The following is a 20689-nucleotide window of genomic DNA, read 5'->3' as shown; positions in this document are numbered from 1 at the left end:
GTACTCAAAAACGCTCCAATGTAAATTGGGGCGTTTTTTGTTTATAATGCTTCAGCAATTTTGTGATTATTCAATTAGGGCACATCTATATGTCATCAGGTTTTGAAACCTTAAATTTACATCCGAACCTTAAAAAAGCCATTGATGCTTTGGGTTTTAAGGATATGACGCCTATTCAGCAAAAGGTTTTAAAATTTACATTGGCGGGCCATGATGCGATTGGTCGTGCTCAAACAGGTACGGGTAAAACGGCTGCGTTCTTGGTCAGTGTGATTAACGACTTGTTGAATAATCCAATTAAAGAACAGCGCTATCGTGGTGAACCGCGTGCTTTAATTTTGGCACCGACACGTGAACTTGCGTTGCAAATTGAAAGTGATGCCAAAGAGTTGGTGAAATATACTGACCTTAATGTCATGACTTTATTGGGTGGTGTGGATTTTGATAAGCAAAAAAATCTCTTAAACCGTAATTTTGTTGACATTATGGTGGCAACACCAGGCCGTCTGATCGACTTTGTTGAACAAAAAGAAGTTTGGTTAGATCAAATTGAATTCTTAGTGATTGATGAAGCTGACCGTTTACTGGATATGGGCTTTATCCCATCAGTGAAACGTATTGTGCGTTTCTCTCCACGCAAAGAACAACGTCAAACTTTGATGTTCTCTGCGACCTTTAGCTATGACGTCTTAAACTTGGCTCAGCAATGGTTGTTTGAACCTGTAACGGTTGAGATTGAACCTGAAAAGAAAACCAATGCGGACGTTGAACAGCGCGTATATATGGTGGCAAAGTCTGACAAATATAAATTGTTAGAAGATATCCTGCGGGATGAGCCAATTGAAAAAGTCATGATTTTTGCTAATCGTCGTGATCAGGTCCGCCGATTGTATGATCATTTGAAAAAAGATGGCTATAAAGTGGTAATGTTGTCAGGTGAAATCGCACAAGACAAACGCCTGAAAATGCTTGATCAATTTAAAAATGGTCAACATAACATCATGATTGCAACAGATGTTGCAGGTCGTGGTATTCATGTAGACGGTGTATCACATGTGGTGAACTTTACATTACCTGAACAGTCGGATGATTATGTACATCGTATTGGTCGTACGGGTCGCGCCGGAACACGTGGTGTTAGTATTAGTTTCTTGTCTGAAGATGATGCATTCTCTTTACCTGAAATTGAAAAGGCCATTGGGCAGAAATTACCACTCACTCGTTTGGATGGTTATTGCTAATCAGACGCTGTGTTTAAAGTAATGTAATAAAAAAGCCACCATTTCGGTGGCTTTTTGCTTTTAGGCTAAATCAGCATAGAGAGAGTAAACTCTCTAAACTATTTAGCTTGGCAACTAAAGGTCAGCACCGTTTGATAATCGTCATCTTTGCTGATGTTGCCATTATTGCCTGTGATTGAGCCAAGTACACCAGCAGCAGCTTGAATCATTTGTCCAGTTTTTTCATCAACAACCCCTTTTAATATGCCATTGTATTCTTGTTTTTCATCAACAACGATAGGGGTGGCATTTTTACCACAGGTGCTATTTGCTGCCGAAATTGCATTGTTTTTTGCAGCTAGGCTAGTTTTACCCACAGCAGTCACTTCATATTGATTATTGGGTTTTTGAATCGCCAATGATTTTGAGGGTGTGCTAGCACATGCAGAGAGTAAAATTGCTGCACTCATAGAAGTCACAATTGCTGCTGTTTTTTTCATATTTTTCATGGATAAAACCCCGAACAAGAAATATTTTGAATCATTGGAACATAAAAAGACTTATACAACAGGGATATGCTGTACAAGTTATGCAGTTTTTTATAGTGAAACTGTGAATGCTCGTGTTTGAATGGATTTACACTTTTTCAAATCGAAACATTCTAGAGTAAGTCCTTGAGAATATGCTAATCTTGAGTCAAAGTTTTAAAGTACAGTAGATAAATGTCAATTCTAAAATCAGCGGTTGATACAGTTCATCAAAATATTCATCAGCGTCAGTCGATTGGGCATTTAATTGAGCCTGCGCCGAATGCTGAACAATTGGAAAAAGCATTTCAGGCAGCCCTAACAGCACCAGATCATCATCGTTTAAAACCGACGCGTTTTGTGGTGGTTCCTGAGGTTGAGCGAGAAGCTTTTGGTGAGCTATTATCGCGAGCTTTAGCCGATACTGGACAAACCGAAGAAGCACAGTTAGAACGTGTGAAACATCATCCATTTCGTGCACCGTTATTGGTACTTGCATTAACGCAATTACAAGATCATCCGAAAGTTCCACATTTTGAACAAATCTTAAGTTCGGGTGCGGCGGTACAAAACTTTTTACTTTCATTGCAAGTGCAAGGTTTTTCGACTATGTGGCGTAGTGGGGTGGTGGTTGAGTCAAAATTATTTAAACAAGCATTGGGCTTGTCTGAGCAAGATTTGATTTCAGGCATTATTTATATTGGTACAGCTGTGAAAGCGATTCCACCTCGTGCAGAAATTGTTTCTGCTGATTTTGTCAGTCAGTGGCACAAATCTAACCAATAATGCTGAAACGATAGAAATAGAGATTAGGATAAAATAACAATGTCAGAACTTGATTTTTCAAGCCTTGTACAGCCTGTATCCATCGACCAAAAGACTGCACTGCGTGTCACGGTTTTAGGTGGTGGTAGTTTTGGTACGGCCATGGCGAATACGGCGGTACGCAATGGCTGTGACACCATGATTTGGATCCGTGATGAAGCGGTTGCAACTGATATCAATGCCACTCATATCAATAAACGCTATTTACCAGATTTTCAATTAGAAGCAGGTTTGTTGGCTGTTTCTAACTTGGAAGAAGCAGTTCGTGATCGCGATATTATTTTTGTGGCAATTCCGAGTCATTCTTTCCGCAGTGTATTGCAGCAAATTAAACCTTTTATCACTTCACAAGCGATTGTGTCATTGACCAAAGGGATTGAGGCCAAAACATTTAGTTTCATGAGCGATATTATTCGTGAAGAACTGCCTGAAGTGCCTTATGGTGTACTTTCAGGGCCGAACTTGGCCAAGGAAATTGTCGCGGGTCAACCTGCAGGAACAGTAATTGCCAGCCAATCTGAATTGGTCCGTTATGCTGTACAGCAAGCTTTACACAGTGCGCTATTCCGTGTCTTTGCCAGTGATGATGTACATGGCGTTGAATTGGGCGGTGCTTTAAAAAATATCTATGCCGTGGCGATGGGTTTAGCTGCCGCTTATGGTGTGGGGGAAAATACCAAAAGTATGATTTTGACCCGTGCTTTGGCGGAAATGAGTCGTTTTGCGGTAAAGTTGGGTGCCAATCCTTTAACGTTCTTAGGACTTTCAGGTGTTGGTGATTTATTCGCAACCTGTAGTAGTCCACTCAGTCGTAACTATCAAGTCGGCTTTGCTTTAGGTAGTGGTAAAACTTTAGAGCAAGCGACAACTGAGTTAGGGCAAACGGCGGAAGGGATTAATACCATTGTGCAGGTACGTGCGCGTTCAGAAGAATTAGGCGTTTATATGCCAATTACCAGTGCATTGTATGAAGTCATTTTTGAAGGTGCGCCGGCATTAAATATTGCATTGTCACTCATGAAAAATGGTCATCGGAGTGATGTTGAATTTGTGTTGCCACATCAGCAAGTTTGATGTGATTTTACATGAGTAATACTCATCACATTGTCATATGAGCTGTATATAATGTGCTGGATAGAATAGGGGATTTTATGCAACTGACTTTAGTGCGACATGGTGAAGCGGCACCACCGGTGATGGGAAATGATGTTAAACGTCCCTTAACCGAACGGGGTGAAACTCAAGCCGCTCAAACAGCAGCTTATTTAAAAGATCTGATTCGACCTGAAGTTTTTGTGGTGAGTCCCTTACTGCGTGCTCAGCAAACCTTGGCACATCTGCAAGCATATTTTCCTGATGTACCCGTAGTGGTGTGCAATACGATTAAGCCTGAAGATGATGCTAAGGTTGCAGTCGAGTGGTTATCACATTTGCCCTATGAATCAATCGTGGTGGTTTGCCACATGAATGTGGTGGCACATATGGCGGCTTTGCTGGTGTCTGAGTTTTTTAATCCATATGCTTTGGCTGAAGCCCGCATTTACGATCAGGCGGTTATTGCGCCGGGATTGTCTACACAAATTAAAACGTTTATACCATCTATATAAAAATCAATTAAAACGGCAGAAAATAATCAATGTTGTATTTATGGATGCCAGAAGCCAATGGGGTTTGGCAATGGTCTGAGGGGGATTTCTGGAAGCAGTCATCCACACTTGAACAGCTGATTCAGGAAATTCAGCCACATGCAGGGAAAGATGCCGTGGTGTTTTTTCCAAGTCGTGCTGTGCAGATTGTTCAACAAAATTTTCCCAAAGCACAATATAAAAAACTGGGTCCAGAAGGAGTCAAATACCTCCTCGAAGAGTATGTGATTCTGCCACTGGATGCGATGAAAGTTTTACATCATTTTGAGAATCCTGATCATCTTACGGTGATGGGGATTGCTAATAGTGCTGTTGAAACCATGCAGCATGCGCTGACTTTGATTCCTGTGAAAGTGGTTTCATTGTTGCCTGACTTTTTGACTTTGCCACAACCTGAAGAAAATCAATGTGTATTGGCCAATGTGAGTGGTCACCTGTTGCTACGAGACGGTGAATATTCAGGGCAATCTGTTGATGATTTGGCACTTTATCTCGATTACCGAACTACACAGTCGCAGTATAGGATTTCAAATCTGAGTGCGGATCAGACGCATTGTTTAGAATCTGCAATCACACGTGATCAAATTGAGTCATTTCATTACGAACTGCCAATAATCAAAAAGCCAAAACAACATCCACTGAATGTATTGCCGAAGGCAAAAACTGATCGTGGTATTTCAGGTTATTGGAAAGCTTGTGCAGCTGTTTTGGTGGCGGCACTGATTACCCAGTTTAGTTATGATGCGGTTCGTTGGTATCAATATAAAAAAGTCGCCAATATTACCGCCGGTCAAGCGATTGATCAGTTTAAATATTGGTTTGGACAGAATTATCCGGTGGCGGAGCAAACTTTAAAAAGTCAATTTGAAGCACAGCTGCGTCAAAGCCAAACAGGTAATGCTCAAGCTCTAGCTTTACTGAGTCGTGTTGGTCCAGTCTTAATGCAAAATCAAATCGTTGCCAATCGAGTCAATTATGATGCATCGATGTTGAATATGGAACTGAAAGCTAACTCTGCAGAAGTGTTGCAAAATCTAACGCATCAACTCAAGCAACAAGGCTTTAAGGTGGAGTTAGGTAATATTCAACCCGGTGCAAATGGTGCCATTGGACTGGTGAGAGTACAATAATGACAAAAATAGAACAGTTTCAGCAGCGTATTGACCTGCAAGTTGAACGGATCACAGATTATTTAGACAGTCTAAGCTTGCGTGAACGCATCATGGTGATTTTTACTGCCGTTTTTGTGATGGTCGCTGCGATTGGGGCAGCTTTATTTTATATGAATAAGGCTGCAAATTTTCAGCAAAAACGAGTGGATGAGTTAAAAGACACCGTGGTCTGGATGCAAAGTAATGCCGTTCGGATGAAAGCTGCCAGTGATACTCAAATGAGTGCTTTGGAAAAAGTCCAACGTGTTGCACAACAGCAAGGTTTGTCGGTGGCTTCACAACAAATGGGTGAGCAGATTCAGATTGCCGTTATGCATGAAAATTATGCAATCTTGGCAAACTTCCTGACTCAAATGGTACAAATGGGCTTAAGTGTTGAAAAGATGGAATTAAGTTCTGAAGCAGGACAGGTTAAATTAACGGCGACTGTACAATAATGAGTAAAAATAAAGATCTGCTAAGCATGGCGTTTTTGTGATGCTGTGCCTATAATATGCCGACTTAAAAAGCAGTAGACTTTTATAGATATGTTGTATTCTCTAGCTCGCCCTTTGTTGTTTACTTTAGCACCAGAGCGTGCACATGAGCTGACACTGTCGCTGTTAAAATCATCGCATAAAATGGGCGTGATGCAGCAGAAGGTGGCATCTAAACCCGTAACCTGCATGGGAATTGAATTCCCTAATCCAGTTGGTTTGGCCGCAGGTCTTGATAAAAATGGTGCTTATATTGATGCGCTAGCGAGTCAAGGCTTTGGTTTTATTGAAATTGGTACAATTACACCACTTCCTCAGTCGGGCAATCCTGAGCCTCGTTTATTCCGTTTACCTAAAGCAAAAGCCATTATTAACCGGATGGGTTTTAATAATGATGGGGTAGATCAACTGATTGAGAATGTCAAAGCAGCAAAATTCAAAGGTGTATTGGGCATTAATATTGGTAAAAATGCTGTTACGCCTGTAGAAAAAGCTGTTGACGATTATCTAATTTGTCTAGAAAAAGTTTATAACTACGCTTCATATATTACAGTTAATATCTCATCTCCTAATACCAAGAATCTTCGTAGTTTACAAAGCGGCGATGCATTGACTGAACTGTTGGAAACTTTGAAAAAGCGTCAGCTTGAACTTGCTGATGAATATCAACATTACGTTCCATTGGTATTAAAAGTTGCACCAGACTTAGAACCTGAAGATGTGAATTTTATTGCACAGCAATTGTTAAAATTCAAAATTGATGGTTTGATTGTGACTAATACCACCTTGTCACGTGAAGGCGTTGAAGGACTTCCTTTTGGTGACGAGGCAGGTGGTTTATCTGGCGCACCTGTATTTGAAAAAAGTACCGCGTGTTTAGCTACATTTTCTAAAATCTTAAATGGTCGTATTCCATTAATTGGTGTCGGTGGTATTTTGTCGGGTGCGGATGCAGTAGCGAAAAAAGAAGCGGGTGCAACCCTTGTACAAGTGTATAGTGGCCTCATATATACAGGACCGAAACTTGTAAAAGACTGTGTAGACGCATTCTAAGTATCATGAATACCATTGATATCTTTATACTGATTATTTTGCTCATTGGAGGGCTGAACGGTTTGCGTCAAGGATTTATTAAAGCCTTTGCGAACTTGATAGGATGGATCCTTGCACTTGTCATTGCGGCAAAATATGCAGCCGTTCTCGCACCTTCGATGTCGGCACTCAGTACAGATCCAGTGGTACAAAAAATCGCAGCATTTGCATTCATTGTATTGCTGATTGTAGTACTGACTTGGATTGTCACTTGGTTGTTAAACAGTATTCTAAAAACTTTAAAGCTTGGGCCCCTAAACCGTTTGGCTGGTGGTGCTTTTGGTGGTTTGAAAGGTTTGCTGGTGGTACTGATTACGATGCAAGGCATTGGGCCTTGGGTCGAAAGTTCACCACACTGGAAACAATCTAAAGTTGTGCAGTCATTACTACCGTATGCACCTTGGGCAACAGAAATGTCCAAAGATGCTGCAAATCAAGCTCTTCATCATATTCAGTCCGAAGATGCACCGAAATCTTCCGACCTTTCATCTGATACACAGAACAAGCACGGACGTTCTGCAACAGATGAGTCAACAAATAATCCTTTTTATTAATCCTAGCTTGTCTGCGAGGTTGCTATGTGTGGAGTAGTTGGTATAGCTGGTAAATCACCTGTTAACCAAATGTTGTTTGATGCGTTAACGATGTTACAACATCGTGGACAGGATGCAGCCGGGATCGTAACTTGTCAGGATGGTCGTTTATTCCTGCGTAAAGATACGGGTATGGTGCGTGATGTGTTCCACACACGTCACATGCGCGCATTACAAGGTAACTATGGTATTGGCCATGTACGTTACCCAACAGCGGGTTCTTCAAGCAGTGCTGAAGCCCAACCATTCTATGTAAACTCACCTTATGGCATCACGCTTGCGCATAACGGTAATTTAACCAATGCTGCTGAAATTCATGAAGATTTGTTCAAAACTGACTTGCGTCACATGAATACAGATTCAGATTCGGAAGTATTATTAAACGTGTTTGCACATGAATTGCAAAAACGTGCCAAATTGACTCCATCTGCAGATGATATTTTTCATGTCGTTTCACGTGTACATGAGCGCTGTAAAGGTGGTTATGCTGTTGTTGCCATGATTACCGGTCAAGGCTTAGTCGGTTTCCGTGATCCAAATGGTATTCGTCCATTAATTTACGGTTCTCGTGAAACTGAAAATGGTATGGAATATATCATTGCTTCAGAGTCTGTTGCGATTACAGCACTTGGCTTTAAGGTTGAGCGTGATATTGCACCGGGCGAAGCAATCTATATTAGCTCGACGGGCGAAATGCATACTAAGCAATGTGCAGCAGCACCTGAATATCGTCCATGTATCTTTGAGTATGTTTACTTTGCTCGTCCGGATGCAACAATTGATGGTATTTCAGTTTACAAAGCACGTTTGAAAATGGGCGAAAAACTTGCTCAGAAAATTCAACGCGAATGGGGTGAAGAACACGACATTGATGTGGTGATTCCAATTCCTGATACCTCACGTACTTCTGCGCTTGAGCTTGCCAATACTTTGGGTGTGAAGTTCCGTGAAGGCTTTATGAAGAACCGTTATATCGGTCGTACCTTCATTATGCCAGGTCAACAATTGCGTAAAAAATCAGTTCGCCAAAAACTCAACCCTGTAGAACTTGAGTTCCAAGGTAAAAACGTTCTGTTGGTAGACGACTCGATTGTACGTGGTACAACGTGTAATGAAATTATTCAGATGGCACGTGATGCGGGTGCGAAAAAAGTATTCTTTGCTTCTGCTGCGCCAATGGTGAAATATCCAAACGTGTACGGCATTGATATGCCAGCAAAAGCTGAATTGATTGCATCTGAACGTAGTGTTGAAGAAATTCGTGAAATTATTGGTGCAGATCGTTTAGTGTTCCAAGATTTAGAAGATCTTAAAGCTGCAGTACGTACCAAGAAAGTTCCAGAGCTGCAAGAATTTGATTGTTCAGTATTTGACGGTAAATATGTTGCTGGCGGTATTGATGATGAATACTTGGCGGCATTAGAGCAGAAACGCAATGACTCTGCGAAGAATGACAATCCTGCATATATTGATGTTAACATCGATGCTGCATCTGTAGATTTGACCGGTGTCCGTGAAGGATAATCTGTTCAAAACATATTGAAAAAGCGGGAATTTCCCGCTTTTTTCATTTATGATGAGTGCATAGAAGACAATGTAGCTTAAGGGTATTACATTGAAGCGTGTGAATTATGATTTTATAAAAAACAAAAATATGTTTTGGCCGGCCACCATGTGCATGGCCGCTATGATTTTGACTTTGGCCATTATCAATCTGATTGGTGGATTGATTGTTAATTATTATGATTCAACTCAATCCATTTATTGGCATGTGCTCAGTCCATATTTGATTGCCACCATTTTGTTGATCATGTTGGTTTCAGTGGTTTATGAATTTTATACCTTTCGTTTCGGTGGGCATTCACTTGCCAAGCAGCTTGGCGCGCGTCGCTTAAGTTTAATTGAAAGTATCCCTGAAGAAAGTGTTGCATTACGAATGGCGGAGCAACTTGCAGATACTTTTTTGATTGATATCCCAGCCTTGTATGTCTTGCCAGATGAAGTTGGCGTAAACGCGTTAACAGCTGGTTTTAACCCGCGAGATACATCGATTATTCTTACATGGGGTGCATTACAAACGTTAGATGAAATGGAAATGTATGGCTTATTAAGCCATGAATTTAATAAAATTTTATCTGGAGAAACCGCCAAAAATACCCGACTTAAAATTCTCTATAGTGGTTTAACCACGTTTAGTCAGTGGGGTAGTAAAATTGCGAAACGTGGTTTTTATCGGAATGGTCAAGCGCGTGAAAATAAATTTGAAACGGTGTATGTGGCAATTGGGGCGATCATTTGGCTGATTGGTAGCCTTGGGGTGCTCATTTCACGTTTTATTAAATATCTTTCATTGGGTGCACGAACTTATAAAAACGACAAAAAAACCAATCGTTTAATTCAAAATGATGCCAATATTCAAACTTTATTGCGCATCTATGTGCATCATTCAGGTTCGCAAATTTATAGTGAATATGCGGAATCGATTTCCCATATGTGTTTTGCCAATTCGTTAAGCCCACAAAATTGGATGAATATTCACCCAAGTATTGAACAGCGTATATTTGAATTAAACCCAGCCTTGATTCAGGACCTACAATTAGAGAATCTCAAAAAACTTAAAAATCAGCCGCTATTTAATTTATTTCGCTCACTTGAGGAGGCGAGCCCTGATGTGGCAACACCGTGGTGTTCTCCACAGCCTTTACCATTATTGCGCTTATCACCGATTAGTTTTGCAATTAAAGATGCAATTAAGCCTTTAAATCCAGAGATTCGTGATAATTGGCAACGGCCAGAATTGATTCAACGTGCTTTACAAACTGCCACAGGTTCACGTGAGGTGATGGTCGCGATTTTGATGATTCGACAATACCGCGAATTTATTCCAACAGAAGCAGAGGTGAGTCGTGCCATTGTCGATGCGTTGTTACATCTGGATGGGCGAGTACATATCTCAATTTTTCATGAAGCGTGTAAAAATATTGGCATGATGCCGGCAACGGTTTCTCGTCAATTTCTTACCAAGTTGGCAAAAATCATTCAGGAAGATGGGGAAATTGGCTTATTAGATGCTTTGCTGCTCGAAACCGTAAAGCATGAGTTGAATTTGTTACCAGTCCATACGCCAACATCACTTGAGGATGTTAAACCGAGTATTGTACGGCTGATTGATGCGTTACTACACGTACAGCAAATTAACAGTGATAGCCAGTTGGAAGTACGTGAGAAAATTCTTAGCCGAATTCTGTCGAAGGAAGAGTTGGAATTTTATCGTGATATTTCGGATGAGCCGATTGATTTGGCTGAAATATTAAATGATATTTCTGGTTTGTTGCTGCGAGAGCGTTTAAGTATGTTGGGCGTAGCTGAGGTTTGTTTGTGGAATGATCGGATCATTACTCAAGATGAACTGGATGTATTGCAATTGCTATATTGGCGCATTGGCTTTGAAGCAGATGAAATGATTGAATTGATGCAAAAGAAAAATAGTTTAATGATTATTTAAGACCGTGTATTTAAATATCATCTTAGTTAGTTAATTGAAGATTTATAGGTTTGGCACAGATGAGTTGACAAGTTTGGCGTATCAATCAAGTGATTTATAAAAGTTCAGCAAAGTATGAGGAATCTCGTTAGAATAGCAGGCCAAATATAGGTGATGATGAAAGCATGATTGGGCATCAGCGAAGCATAATGGCAGCAATGGGAATCGACCTTTGGGTTCCTAAGGTGGCACCGTGTCAGCAGCATAGCCCAACGATTTGGCGTGATCAGTCCGCGCCAGAAGTCATTTCCGAAATTATTTTAAAAAATAAGCCTGAACAGCCTGTTGCAGTAACACCACAGCTTAAACAAGCTGTAGATGTTCCCTCAAATCCTGTTGTTGAGGCAAAAGCTGAACCAGTAGAGCCAGTTGTCCTACCAACAGAAATTCGACCTGCACTTAATATTCCTGCATTTAATTTAGAAGCTATTTGTTTGGCGCATTGTGTAGTGTTGATTGATTCGACTGAACTCACCGCAGATCAACAGTTATTGTGGTCGAATATTCAGCGTGCTGTTCGCTCGGACTTCTTTGCCTTGCAATGGCCTTTTGGTTGGATCAATCTACAAGATGGGCGTGGAGCAGAATCCTATGTACAAGGCTTTCTGGATGCGATGAGCTTAGATAAAAATGTGATTTGTCTGGGCGATATTCCGCATTTAAATAGTTCTAAGGTTTATCCGCTTGCTTCATTGCAACAAATGATTGAGCAGCCATTACTTAAAAAACGGCTTTGGCAGTTCATGCAAAACAAGGCAGAATAAACGTTAAAAATTGCACAATAGGGAAGAATGATGCAAAAAAAAGTTGTTGTTTTTAGTCAAATTGATTCAGAAATCCTACAGCGTTTAGAACAACAATTTCATGTGGTTCAAATCAATCCCAAGTTAGGCGATATCAATCAACAATTATTAGAGCAGACTCAAGATGCCGATGGTTTAATTGGTGCGGGTCGCTTATTAAATGGATCTAATTTGGCACATGCAAAAAAATTGAAAGTCATTTCGAGTGTCAGTGTCGGCTATGATAATTACGATTTAGCCTACTTAAATCAACAAAAAATTTGGTTGAGCCATACACCACATGTGCTGACGGAAACCACCGCAGATTTAGCATTTACCTTGTTGATGAGTGCAGCACGTAAAGTGCCATCTTTGGATTGTTGGACGAAACAGGGTCAGTGGTTACGTACAGTTGGCCCACAGCAATTTGGTATGGATATTTTTGGGAAAACACTCGGTATTATTGGGCTTGGACATATTGGTGCAGCAATTGCGCGACGTGGTCTGCATGGCTTTAATATGAATGTGTTGTACCATAATCGTCGTGAAAAAATTGAATTGGCCGAATCCTTGAGCGCTGAATATTGTCCATTAGATGACTTGTTGCAACGCTCAGACTTTGTTGTCGTGGCTGTGGATTTAAATGCAGATTCGAAGGCTTTAATTGGGCAACGAGAACTTGAATTAATGCAGTCGCATGCAGTTTTGGTGAATATTTCTCGTGGTTCAGTCATTGATGAGCAAGCTCTGATTCAAGCGTTAAAGAATAACCGTATTTTTGCAGCAGGTCTCGATGTGTATGAAAAAGAACCTTTACAAAGCTCTGAACTCTTTACGTTGGATAATGTTGTGACCTTGCCACATGTCGGGTCGGCAACTGCTGCAACACGCAAGCGAATGGTTGAGTTGGCTTACCAGAATCTAGTTGATGTTTTGTTATTAGATAAAAAACCAAGATATGTGGTGAATCCGAATTATCAATAAACGATTCTACACATTTCTCCATAAATTGATCAGTTTTCAGTGCTATATTTAATTTAAGTTTTCATCATATTTTTTGAGATTTTACTTTGAAAAAGATTTTACTGGCATGTGGCCTCGGCCTTTGTTCGAGTTTGGCTCAGACGCAGTCCGTAGATTTTAATTCAACCCCTCAATTTAATGTCCCTGAAATTGGCAGTGGGGTGGGCTTGCTTGATCAACAAAAAGAACGTGCCATTGGTGAAAAAGTTTATCGAGAAGTGCATCGGCAGTTACCTGTTACACAAAATCCTTGGCTCGAAGATCGTCTCACTTCCGCATTTAGTCATATTTTAAGTCAAACGCAGTTGAGCCAACCTGTTGGTTTATTGTTGATCAATGATGCTCAAATTAATGCCTTTGCGGTGCCGGGTGGTCTATTTGCATTGAATGCAGGCTTGATCAATTCTGCGCGCAATATGGATGAAGTAGCAGGGGTAATGGCACATGAAATTGCACATGTATCACAACGTCATTACAGTCGGTCACAAGAAGCATTTAAAGGCCAAGGTCTGCTGTCTTTAGCGGGTATTTTGGTTGGAGCCTTGGTTGCCTCACAAGCTGATGGCGATGTTGGTGCAGCCGTGATGATGGGGTCACAAGCAGCCCTGATGGATAAGCAATTAACCTATAGCCGAAATCAAGAGCGTGAAGCGGACCGTATTGGTATGCAGTATATGTACCGCGCGGGTTATAACCCTCAAAGTATGGCGGATTTTTTTGAAGTGATGCATCGTTCGACTAGCCGTGTTAGCTTTCTGCCAGATTTTTGGTTAACGCATCCTTTGAGCACAGAACGTATGAGCGAGGCGCGTTTGCGTGCCAATCAATTGCCACCAGTTAAAACCAGTTTACAAGATCAGGACTTTGAAATTTTGCGTTGGTATAGTCGGGTATTATCTGGTCAAGCCACTGAATTGCAGTTAAATACCATGGTTGCACAAAAAAATTATGCAGCAATGTTGGCTTTGGTGAGTTTACATATACAGCAAGGTGATTTTGGTGCTGCGCAGAAATTACTAGATGAAGCACGTAAGCAAAATGCAACGCATGCATTGTTTATTATTTTACAGACCGATGTTTTACTGGGACAAAATAAAATCACAGATGCGGTCAATGCCGTGCGCAGTTCGGCGACTGTGATGCCAGAAAATCGAGCATTGAATTATAAATATGCAGAAGCGTTGATTCGTAATAAGGACTATGCACGGGCACAGATAATTTTGCAGCGCTTTTTAAAGGCTAATCCTCGAGATGTCAGTGGTTGGGGGTTAATGTTACAATTGGCTAATGCAGATAAGGATGCAGCATTTCGTTCTATTAATGTTTTGCGTTATCGCGCAGAACTTGAATATTGGACAGGGAAGGAAGAGCGCGCGATTAAGTCTTTGTTGCAAGCACAGCGAATTGCAAAAGATTCGAAAAGTCTTTCATCGGCCATTAAGCAGCGTTTAGATCAAATGCAAAAAGAGCGGATGCTCAAAATTTAGAAAATTAAATCCTGATTTTTCATAATATTGGGTAAGTTTGTGATTAAATTATCTTTGTGAGTACAATATTGAGAACTTGGGTTTTAGACGCTTTAAATATTCAATGTTAAACTGTATTTAGTTTGATCACCCTATCACAAAGACACTTTTGATGAAAAAAATTATTTTAGCAATTTTATTTTTAGTTACGGCTTCGAATCTTTATGCGGCTAGTGCAGAACAATATGTCTTGGCTGTAGATGATATTAATGCAAAATATAAAAGCAATACGCGTCAATTTTTTATGGGTTTAAACCCACAGCAGCAAGGTTTTACTGTAAGTCAGCAATCGCAATATTGTGGTATTGTCCAGACTTATGTAAATGACCTCTATCGTGCGGCAGATGAAAATCGTGCTTTTATCGATAAAGAATATAGAAATATAAATAAGCAAGATGTGATTCAACAAGTCATGGCAGCCAAAGAGATGCAATTACTCAAAAAATATAATGTGCAATGTGCGTTGAATTAATCACTGTCGATCTTTTTGTATGAACTAAATTTAAAAATATTGGTTTGCAGTGAATCTAGAGAATTTTTTATATCATTTGAAAAGTGTGGTTAAAACTTTTGGGCACAGAAGTTGTGTGAAAGGTGATTTTTAATAGAAGAATTAAGAATTGAAAAAATAGATTTAATGGGAGGTTTTTGTGAGGGTGGATAATTTGGCTATTTAAGTCTAAAGAGTACTTAAATAGACCAAATCAAACAATTTACTGATGAAAGATTAAGAGAGTTTCGCTTTGATTTTAGCTGAAACTTGTGCAGGATCGGCACGTCCGGCTATGAGCGGACGTAGAGAGTTCATCACCTTACCCATATCTTTCATGCTAGTAGCTTCTTGCGCAGTAATTGTTTGCGCAATGATGGAATCAAGTTCTTCCTCAGTCATAGCTTCTGGTAGAAATTGAGATAACACCTCAATTTCGGCTTGTTCCTTACTAGCTAAATCATCTCGGTTTGCACCTAAAAAGGCTTTAACCGATTCTTTGCGTTGTTTGATTTGCTTTTCAATGACCGCAAGAACTTGCTTATCGTCAAGCTCTATGCGCTCATCGACTTCGATTTGCTTGATTGCTGCCTGTAGACTACGTATTACCGTTAACTTGTCCATTTCTTTAGCACGCATAGCGGCTTTTAAAACTTCAGTTATTTGGTTTTTTAAAGTAGTCATTTATCTTGTCCAGGTTAGTCAATCAATCACAAATTAATCTTAGTAAAGGCGAGTCGTACGTACTGATTCACGCGCCAATTTCTTTTGGTAGCGTTTAACAGCAGCAGCTTTTTTACGTTTACGTTCTTGAGTAGGTTTTTCGTAGAATTCACGTTTACGAACGTCAGCAAGAACACCCGCTTTTTCGCATGAACGTTTGAAACGACGGATAGCTACGTCTACTGGTTCGCCTTCTTTCAATTTAACTTGTGGCATGAAGAATCCTCATTAAGTTATGGATAAGATCGCAGGCTTTATTGCCCTTGATCACAAGTGAAGGTCAGTATTTTACTCATTTACATCTCATATCACAAGTCTATAATAGGTTTCGCAATATTTTGAAATGGGTAATAGGCAGTTTAATGATCGTTTTAGGCTTGGAAACTTCGTGTGATGAAACAGGACTCGCACTTTACGATAGCGAGCAAGGATTACGCGGACAAGTATTGTATAGCCAAATCAAACTGCATGCAGAATATGGCGGCGTTGTACCTGAATTGGCATCGCGGGACCACGTACGTAAACTCATTCCTTTGATTAAACAATTGCTTGAAGAAAGTAAAATCGATAAATCAGAGATTGATGCGATTGTCTATACACGTGGACCGGGCTTGATGGGTGCGCTGATGACGGGTGCATTATTTGGCCGTACCTTGGCTTTTGCACTCAATAAACCAGCAATTGGTGTGCATCATATGGAAGGTCATATGTTGGCGCCCTTGTTGTCTAAAACGCCGCCAGAATTTCCATTTGTTGCGTTATTGGTTTCAGGTGGACATACCCAACTCATGGCTGCCCATGGCATTGGTCAGTATGAATTACTCGGTGAGTCGATTGATGATGCGGCAGGTGAAGCCTTTGATAAAGTTGCCAAAATGATGGGTCTACCTTATCCAGGGGGACCAAACATTTCAAAATTGGCAATGGACGGCGATATGAATGCCTTTGAATTTCCGCGCCCCATGTTGCATCAAGGTTTAGATTTTTCATTCAGTGGTTTAAAAACTGCGGTATCGGTACAATTGAAAAAATTGGGCGATGAAAACCGTGATGCTGATATTGCGGCATCATTCCAAGAAGCGTTGGTTGATACCTTGGTTAAAAAATCAGTCAAAGCCTTAAAACAAACTGGTTTAAAACGTTTGGTGATTGCCGGTGGTGTGAGTGCCAATAAACGCCTACGCGAGCGCCTAGAAGCGGACTTAACCAAGATTCGTGCACAGGTTTATTATGCTGAACCGGCGCTATGTACCGATAATGGTGCCATGATTGCTTTTGCGGGTTATCAGCGTTTAAAAGCGGGGCAGCATGATGGATTGTCTGTTACGACGACACCGCGTTGGCCGATGACCGAGTTGACCAATCCGAATGAAGCATAAGACATTGAGAATTTAAAGAATCTAAGAATTTTAAAAGCCCAATATTAAGTTGGGCTTTTTATAAGTGAATAAAAATAATATTTTTTGTTAACTTATCTGGGATGAGAAAATTATAATTGTTGTAGCTTTTGTGACCCAATCCAATGCTTAGAAAACTGATATGCAGCACGACCTGAACGTTGTCCACGACCTTGACACCATCTTAAGGCTTCAGCACGTACTTCTTCATTCATTGACATATCTGCTTTTGCTAAATAGTGCTCGACAATTTCCAAATACAGCTTTTGATCCATCGGATAGAAAGACAGCCACATACCGAAACGATCAGATAGTGAAATTTTTTCTTCAATCGCTTCCTGCGGATGTAACTCGGTATATTGTGGGACATCGACTTTGGTAACAGGTGTATTTTCATGCATAAATTCAGGCAGTAAATGACGACGATTACTGGTTGCATAAATAATAAAATTACTTGAACCTGATTGTAATGAGCCATCAAGCACACTTTTGAGGCTACGGTAATTTTCGTCTTCTGCGTTAAATGCAAGATCGTCACAATAGACGATGAACTTTTCAGGTCGGTCGGCAATGAGTTCCTGAATTAAAGGTAAATCAGATAAATCATCACGTTCAATTTCAATTAATCGTAATCCTTTTTCGGCATACTGAGTCAACAGGGCACGGACAATCGATGATTTTCCGGTTCCGCGTGAGCCTGTCAGTAAGACATCATTGGCCGGTAAATCACTGAGAAATTGTAGGGTATTTTGGATGACTTTTTCTTTCTGACGTTCGATACCTTTTAAATCATCCAAATACATGATTTTAGGTTGATGAATGGCTTTGAGTTGTTTGTCTTGCCATTTGTATGCCGTACTGGAAAAGTCGGGTGCCTGCTGTAAAGCGGGAAGGCTTTGCTGTAGTTGTAAGAGTACAGTAGAAAGTGATTGAAGAATGTTGTCAGGTAAGTCAATTGTTGCCATGATGGTTCAGCTTATCGAGTCTTGTTGTTGGTTCGTGTATGTGGCTCAGTGTACATCAAATATGCTGTTATATTGGGCAAAATATGTCAGAGTTAAGTGATTTTTCGGTCATCTCTACGCTATTCGTACAGCAAAAAAGTTGTTATAACGCTAGCGTAGTAAATACATAAGAATGTGCTGAGGGATAGTCATGTTGTTTAAAGATTTTTCAAAAAATATCAATCCACATCAGGCATATCGTATAAAAAAATTAAAACGTCAGCTTGAACATGCTGATTGCTATGAGGAATGGAAAAGTATTGCGCTGAAAATTGATGAGCAATCTGGTGCACAGGAATGGAAGCTGGACAATAGTTCTCCTTATTTTGACGCGGAAATCATTTCCCATCGCCTAGGTCTGCTGAAACGTTATCGTTCACAAAAACGTACACGCGATCTTATGTACATTTTAAGTGAAGGTTTAACTTATGATGTCGGAAATATTGCACATCCTTTGCTGTTTACAGAAGCCTATGTCGGCACAAAAAAGATCATTGAAGATTATGTTGAAGAAGTCAGTCAGAGTTTGGCATTTATTGCTTCGGAAGAATGTACCTGTTTAGATGCAACCCAAAAAATTGAATTTTTTGAACAAAGCCAAAAAGCTTATGGTCAACCAGTCCTGATGTTTTCAGGTGGTTCAACGCTAGGGTTGTTCCATACAGGCGTATGCAAGGCGCTAATGGAACAAGATTTATTGCCAAAAGTTTTGTCAGGTTCAAGTGCTGGAGCAATCATGACAGGTATGCTCGGTGTATCTAAGCCTTCAGAATTTATCAACCTGCTGGATGGGCAAAATTTCTTTAGTGAAGCTTTTCATTTTCGAAAACTAAGTGAGCTGATACAAGGTAATGGCGGTTTGGCCGATGTGAAATATCTGAAAAAATTCTTGGTAGAGAATTTAGGTGATTTAACTTTTTCTGAAGCTTATAAACGGTCAGGCTTACATATTAATGTCGCGGTAGCGCCGTACGATGCATCACAAGATGCGCGAATTATGAATGCCTATACATCTCCTGATTTATTGGTGTGGAGTGCAGTGCTTGCGTCTTGTGCGGTACCAATTTTATTTCCACCTGTACGTTTGACCAGTAAACGTTATGACGGGCAATTTACTCCGTATATGTCTGCAACGCGTTGGGTCGATGGTAGTGTACGCAGTGACTTCCCGCAGCAAAAAATGGCACGCTTGTATAATATTAATTACAGCATTGCCAGTCAGGTCAATCCACACATTGTGCCGTTTATGCAAGATGATGCAGCGCGTTTACGTAAAAGTATGCTGAGCTGGCCTGAGCGAATCGTACGCCGCCAAGGGAAAGTGATTAGTAAAGGCGTGATGGACTTTGCACGTGAGCGTGCCGGAAGTATTCCGCCTATACGTCGTTTACTGGATCATGGTTATGGTGTGGTCGATCAGCGTTACTATGGTGATGTGAATATCGTGGGTAAATATGGTTTACGCCATTATAGTTATATGTTGCAAAATCCACGCCCATATTTATTTAAAGTCCTTCAGCGTGAAGGGGAACGAGCAACGTGGCCAAAAATTGCATTAATCGAAACTCAGGCAAGGATTGGTAAGACCATTCAACATTGTCTTGAACTGTTAAATTATCAAAATGAACCTGATCAGAGACATGCCGAGTTTATTGCAGTTTAACCCGCAAGATTTACAACAATATGTTTTGAATCTAAAAGCGAAGCCACAAAGCTTGGTTTTTGGTCGGCGGCAATATCAATTTCAAGTTGACGATCAACTGTATTGGCTTAAAACCCAAGTGCAGGGGCCGAGCCAAGCGCATTCAGCCAGTTTTGCTCATGAACTCAATGTTTATCGACAACTCGAAATAGCATCAGAAAAAAATCGAGTGGTTTTGCCTTTTCAAATGTTTGAACAAAATCAGTTGAACCTTAAAGGTGAGGCCGTATCTGATGTATTGATTCTGCCTCATGCACAAGGGTGGTTTGAAACGCCAGTTAATACATTCACTTTGCCGCAAATAAAAAAAATTCTTTGGCAGGCGATAGATGCTGTAGAGCAACTTTGGCGACAAGCTTGGATTCATGCAGATTTAAAACGTGAGCATTTTGTTGTTTGGCAAGGGCAGTGCAAGCTGATTGATTTTGAGCAAGCATTGCCATTGGAATCAAGCTTAGCGTCTTCTTTAACGGCAACACCGCGTTATATGGCGCCTGAATTATTTCATGGACAGGCTAAATCACTACAGAGCGAAATCTATGCATTAGGGATTATTTTTCTAGAATGGTTGACGGCCGAACGTTTACACGCCAAAAGTTATGAAGATTGGGCATATTTACATTGCCAGCGCTTAAAAGTTGAACTTCCAAACCAATACCTTGCATTTAAAGACTTAGTCACGGGCATGCTGAGCAAACAAAAAGAGCCAAGATTGGTGGATTTTTATCACTTAAAAAGCTGCTTAATGACTGAATTTGTTTAAGAAAAATACAAAAAAAGCACTATTGTTTTTTATTTAAACAAATAAGACGCTTTTTTATAAAAAAGGCTTGTCATGTACAGGTGATCTCTATAATATACACAGACATCGGGGACGTGGCGAAATTGGTAGACGCACTGGATTTAGGTTCCAGCGCCGCGAGGTGTGAGAGTTCGAGTCTCTCCGT

The 20689-nt window shown here is 40.5% G+C and carries 21 protein-coding genes; 17 read left to right on the top strand and 4 right to left on the bottom strand.

Annotated elements, in window-relative coordinates; all coding sequences use genetic code 11:
• The first annotated feature begins 89 nt into the window (after window positions 1-89).
• A complete protein-coding gene (gene rhlB / locus ACN6OV_RS03650; protein ID WP_427949723.1) occupies window positions 90-1241 on the top strand; it encodes an ATP-dependent RNA helicase RhlB in 1152 nt (383 codons plus the stop codon).
• Window positions 1242-1339: 98 nt separating this feature from the next.
• Here the strand turns inward: rhlB and ACN6OV_RS03645 are convergent, their stop codons facing one another.
• Entirely contained in the window at window positions 1340-1720 is a 381-nt protein-coding gene (locus ACN6OV_RS03645; RefSeq protein ID WP_427949764.1) for a hypothetical protein, read from the bottom strand.
• Window positions 1721-1942: 222 nt separating this feature from the next.
• On the opposite strand from ACN6OV_RS03645, the gene ACN6OV_RS03640 reads away from it, so the two are divergent.
• The 13 genes from ACN6OV_RS03640 to ACN6OV_RS03580 all read left to right on the top strand — a co-directional run bounded on the left by ACN6OV_RS03640 (window position 1943) and on the right by ACN6OV_RS03580 (window position 14898).
• Window positions 1943-2533, top strand: coding sequence for a nitroreductase family protein (locus tag ACN6OV_RS03640; protein ID WP_427949721.1), 591 nt, complete (start codon window positions 1943-1945; stop codon window positions 2531-2533).
• A 39-nt stretch (window positions 2534-2572) separates the two neighbouring features.
• Window positions 2573-3646, top strand: coding sequence for an NAD(P)H-dependent glycerol-3-phosphate dehydrogenase (locus ACN6OV_RS03635; protein WP_427949719.1), 1074 nt, complete (start codon window positions 2573-2575; stop codon window positions 3644-3646).
• Between the two features lie 77 nt (window positions 3647-3723).
• Window positions 3724-4179, top strand: coding sequence for a SixA phosphatase family protein (locus ACN6OV_RS03630; protein ID WP_427949718.1), 456 nt, complete (start codon window positions 3724-3726; stop codon window positions 4177-4179).
• A 29-nt stretch (window positions 4180-4208) separates the two neighbouring features.
• The gene (gene gspL, locus ACN6OV_RS03625) at window positions 4209-5348 is read left to right on the top strand and encodes a type II secretion system protein GspL (RefSeq protein ID WP_427949716.1); all 1140 of its coding nucleotides are present in this window, start codon (window positions 4209-4211) and stop codon (window positions 5346-5348) included.
• Window positions 5348-5827 carry a type II secretion system protein GspM gene (gene gspM / locus ACN6OV_RS03620; protein ID WP_427949714.1) on the top strand — a complete coding sequence of 160 codons (480 nt, stop codon included), beginning with the start codon at window positions 5348-5350 and terminating at the stop codon, window positions 5825-5827. The genes gspL and gspM overlap by 1 nt, the downstream gene beginning before the upstream one ends.
• A 90-nt stretch (window positions 5828-5917) precedes the next feature.
• A complete protein-coding gene (locus tag ACN6OV_RS03615; protein WP_427949713.1) occupies window positions 5918-6919 on the top strand; it encodes a quinone-dependent dihydroorotate dehydrogenase in 1002 nt (333 codons plus the stop codon).
• A gap of 5 nt (window positions 6920-6924) precedes the next feature.
• On the top strand, window positions 6925-7512 hold the full coding sequence (locus ACN6OV_RS03610; protein ID WP_427949711.1) for a CvpA family protein: 588 nt from the start codon (window positions 6925-6927) through the stop codon (window positions 7510-7512).
• A 24-nt stretch (window positions 7513-7536) separates the two neighbouring features.
• A complete protein-coding gene (gene purF, locus ACN6OV_RS03605) occupies window positions 7537-9075 on the top strand; it encodes an amidophosphoribosyltransferase (RefSeq protein WP_427949710.1) in 1539 nt (512 codons plus the stop codon).
• Window positions 9076-9166: 91 nt separating this feature from the next.
• Window positions 9167-11056 (top strand): M48 family metalloprotease, encoded by a 1890-nt coding sequence (locus ACN6OV_RS03600; RefSeq protein WP_427949708.1) that lies wholly within the window; start codon window positions 9167-9169, stop codon window positions 11054-11056.
• 164 nt (window positions 11057-11220) lie between these two features.
• A complete protein-coding gene (locus tag ACN6OV_RS03595; RefSeq protein WP_427949706.1) occupies window positions 11221-11859 on the top strand; it encodes a hypothetical protein in 639 nt (212 codons plus the stop codon).
• Window positions 11860-11889: 30 nt separating this feature from the next.
• Window positions 11890-12861 carry a 2-hydroxyacid dehydrogenase gene (locus tag ACN6OV_RS03590; RefSeq protein ID WP_427949762.1) on the top strand — a complete coding sequence of 324 codons (972 nt, stop codon included), beginning with the start codon at window positions 11890-11892 and terminating at the stop codon, window positions 12859-12861.
• 86 nt (window positions 12862-12947) lie between these two features.
• Complete coding sequence (locus tag ACN6OV_RS03585; RefSeq protein WP_427949704.1) at window positions 12948-14387, top strand: M48 family metalloprotease; 1440 nt, start codon at window positions 12948-12950, stop codon at window positions 14385-14387.
• 151 nt (window positions 14388-14538) lie between these two features.
• Window positions 14539-14898: a hypothetical protein gene (locus ACN6OV_RS03580; protein ID WP_427949703.1), complete on the top strand. Its 360-nt coding sequence runs from the start codon at window positions 14539-14541 to the stop codon at window positions 14896-14898.
• A gap of 255 nt (window positions 14899-15153) precedes the next feature.
• Here the strand turns inward: ACN6OV_RS03580 and ACN6OV_RS03575 are convergent, their stop codons facing one another.
• Entirely contained in the window at window positions 15154-15600 is a 447-nt protein-coding gene (locus ACN6OV_RS03575) for a GatB/YqeY domain-containing protein (protein WP_078193617.1), read from the bottom strand.
• 39 nt (window positions 15601-15639) lie between these two features.
• Window positions 15640-15855, bottom strand: a complete 216-nt coding sequence (gene rpsU, locus ACN6OV_RS03570; protein ID WP_001136722.1) for a 30S ribosomal protein S21 — start codon at window positions 15853-15855, stop codon at window positions 15640-15642.
• Window positions 15856-16001: 146 nt separating this feature from the next.
• Here rpsU and tsaD point away from each other — a divergent pair, with 146 nt between their 5' ends.
• Window positions 16002-17018 (top strand): tRNA (adenosine(37)-N6)-threonylcarbamoyltransferase complex transferase subunit TsaD, encoded by a 1017-nt coding sequence (gene tsaD, locus ACN6OV_RS03565; protein WP_427949701.1) that lies wholly within the window; start codon window positions 16002-16004, stop codon window positions 17016-17018.
• A 110-nt stretch (window positions 17019-17128) separates the two neighbouring features.
• Here tsaD and ACN6OV_RS03560 read toward each other — a convergent pair whose 3' ends face one another.
• Entirely contained in the window at window positions 17129-18001 is an 873-nt protein-coding gene (locus ACN6OV_RS03560; protein WP_427949700.1) for an ATP-binding protein, read from the bottom strand.
• Between the two features lie 190 nt (window positions 18002-18191).
• Between ACN6OV_RS03560 and ACN6OV_RS03555 the strand changes: the two genes are divergently transcribed.
• Both ACN6OV_RS03555 and ACN6OV_RS03550 read left to right on the top strand, forming a co-directional pair.
• The gene (locus tag ACN6OV_RS03555) at window positions 18192-19703 is read left to right on the top strand and encodes a DUF3336 domain-containing protein (protein ID WP_427949698.1); all 1512 of its coding nucleotides are present in this window, start codon (window positions 18192-18194) and stop codon (window positions 19701-19703) included.
• Window positions 19681-20505: a protein kinase domain-containing protein gene (locus ACN6OV_RS03550; protein ID WP_427949697.1), complete on the top strand. Its 825-nt coding sequence runs from the start codon at window positions 19681-19683 to the stop codon at window positions 20503-20505. Before ACN6OV_RS03555 ends, ACN6OV_RS03550 begins: the two co-directional genes overlap by 23 nt.
• Window positions 20506-20689: the final 184 nt, after the last annotated feature.

Source organism: Acinetobacter sp. (genome assembly GCF_050285345.1).
Taxonomy (GTDB): domain Bacteria; phylum Pseudomonadota; class Gammaproteobacteria; order Pseudomonadales; family Moraxellaceae; genus Acinetobacter.
Note: the sequence above shows the minus strand (reverse complement) of the source record. Positions and strands in the feature narration are given on the sequence as shown.

Coding starts and splice junctions, on each gene's coding strand:
- ACN6OV_RS03590 (WP_427949762.1), top strand. CDS start 11,890: ATGCAAAAAAAAGTTGTTGTTTTTAGTCAAATTGATTCAGAAATCCTA.
- ACN6OV_RS03640 (WP_427949721.1), top strand. CDS start 1,943: ATGTCAATTCTAAAATCAGCGGTTGATACAGTTCATCAAAATATTCAT.
- ACN6OV_RS03630 (WP_427949718.1), top strand. CDS start 3,724: ATGCAACTGACTTTAGTGCGACATGGTGAAGCGGCACCACCGGTGATG.
- rpsU (WP_001136722.1), bottom strand. CDS start 15,855: ATGCCACAAGTTAAATTGAAAGAAGGCGAACCAGTAGACGTAGCTATC.
- gspL (WP_427949716.1), top strand. CDS start 4,209: ATGTTGTATTTATGGATGCCAGAAGCCAATGGGGTTTGGCAATGGTCT.
- ACN6OV_RS03595 (WP_427949706.1), top strand. CDS start 11,221: ATGATTGGGCATCAGCGAAGCATAATGGCAGCAATGGGAATCGACCTT.
- ACN6OV_RS03550 (WP_427949697.1), top strand. CDS start 19,681: ATGCCGAGTTTATTGCAGTTTAACCCGCAAGATTTACAACAATATGTT.
- rhlB (WP_427949723.1), top strand. CDS start 90: ATGTCATCAGGTTTTGAAACCTTAAATTTACATCCGAACCTTAAAAAA.
- ACN6OV_RS03575 (WP_078193617.1), bottom strand. CDS start 15,600: ATGACTACTTTAAAAAACCAAATAACTGAAGTTTTAAAAGCCGCTATG.
- ACN6OV_RS03610 (WP_427949711.1), top strand. CDS start 6,925: ATGAATACCATTGATATCTTTATACTGATTATTTTGCTCATTGGAGGG.
- tsaD (WP_427949701.1), top strand. CDS start 16,002: ATGATCGTTTTAGGCTTGGAAACTTCGTGTGATGAAACAGGACTCGCA.
- ACN6OV_RS03555 (WP_427949698.1), top strand. CDS start 18,192: ATGTTGTTTAAAGATTTTTCAAAAAATATCAATCCACATCAGGCATAT.
- ACN6OV_RS03645 (WP_427949764.1), bottom strand. CDS start 1,720: ATGAAAAAAACAGCAGCAATTGTGACTTCTATGAGTGCAGCAATTTTA.
- purF (WP_427949710.1), top strand. CDS start 7,537: ATGTGTGGAGTAGTTGGTATAGCTGGTAAATCACCTGTTAACCAAATG.
- ACN6OV_RS03560 (WP_427949700.1), bottom strand. CDS start 18,001: ATGGCAACAATTGACTTACCTGACAACATTCTTCAATCACTTTCTACT.
- ACN6OV_RS03635 (WP_427949719.1), top strand. CDS start 2,573: ATGTCAGAACTTGATTTTTCAAGCCTTGTACAGCCTGTATCCATCGAC.
- ACN6OV_RS03580 (WP_427949703.1), top strand. CDS start 14,539: ATGAAAAAAATTATTTTAGCAATTTTATTTTTAGTTACGGCTTCGAAT.
- ACN6OV_RS03615 (WP_427949713.1), top strand. CDS start 5,918: ATGTTGTATTCTCTAGCTCGCCCTTTGTTGTTTACTTTAGCACCAGAG.
- gspM (WP_427949714.1), top strand. CDS start 5,348: ATGACAAAAATAGAACAGTTTCAGCAGCGTATTGACCTGCAAGTTGAA.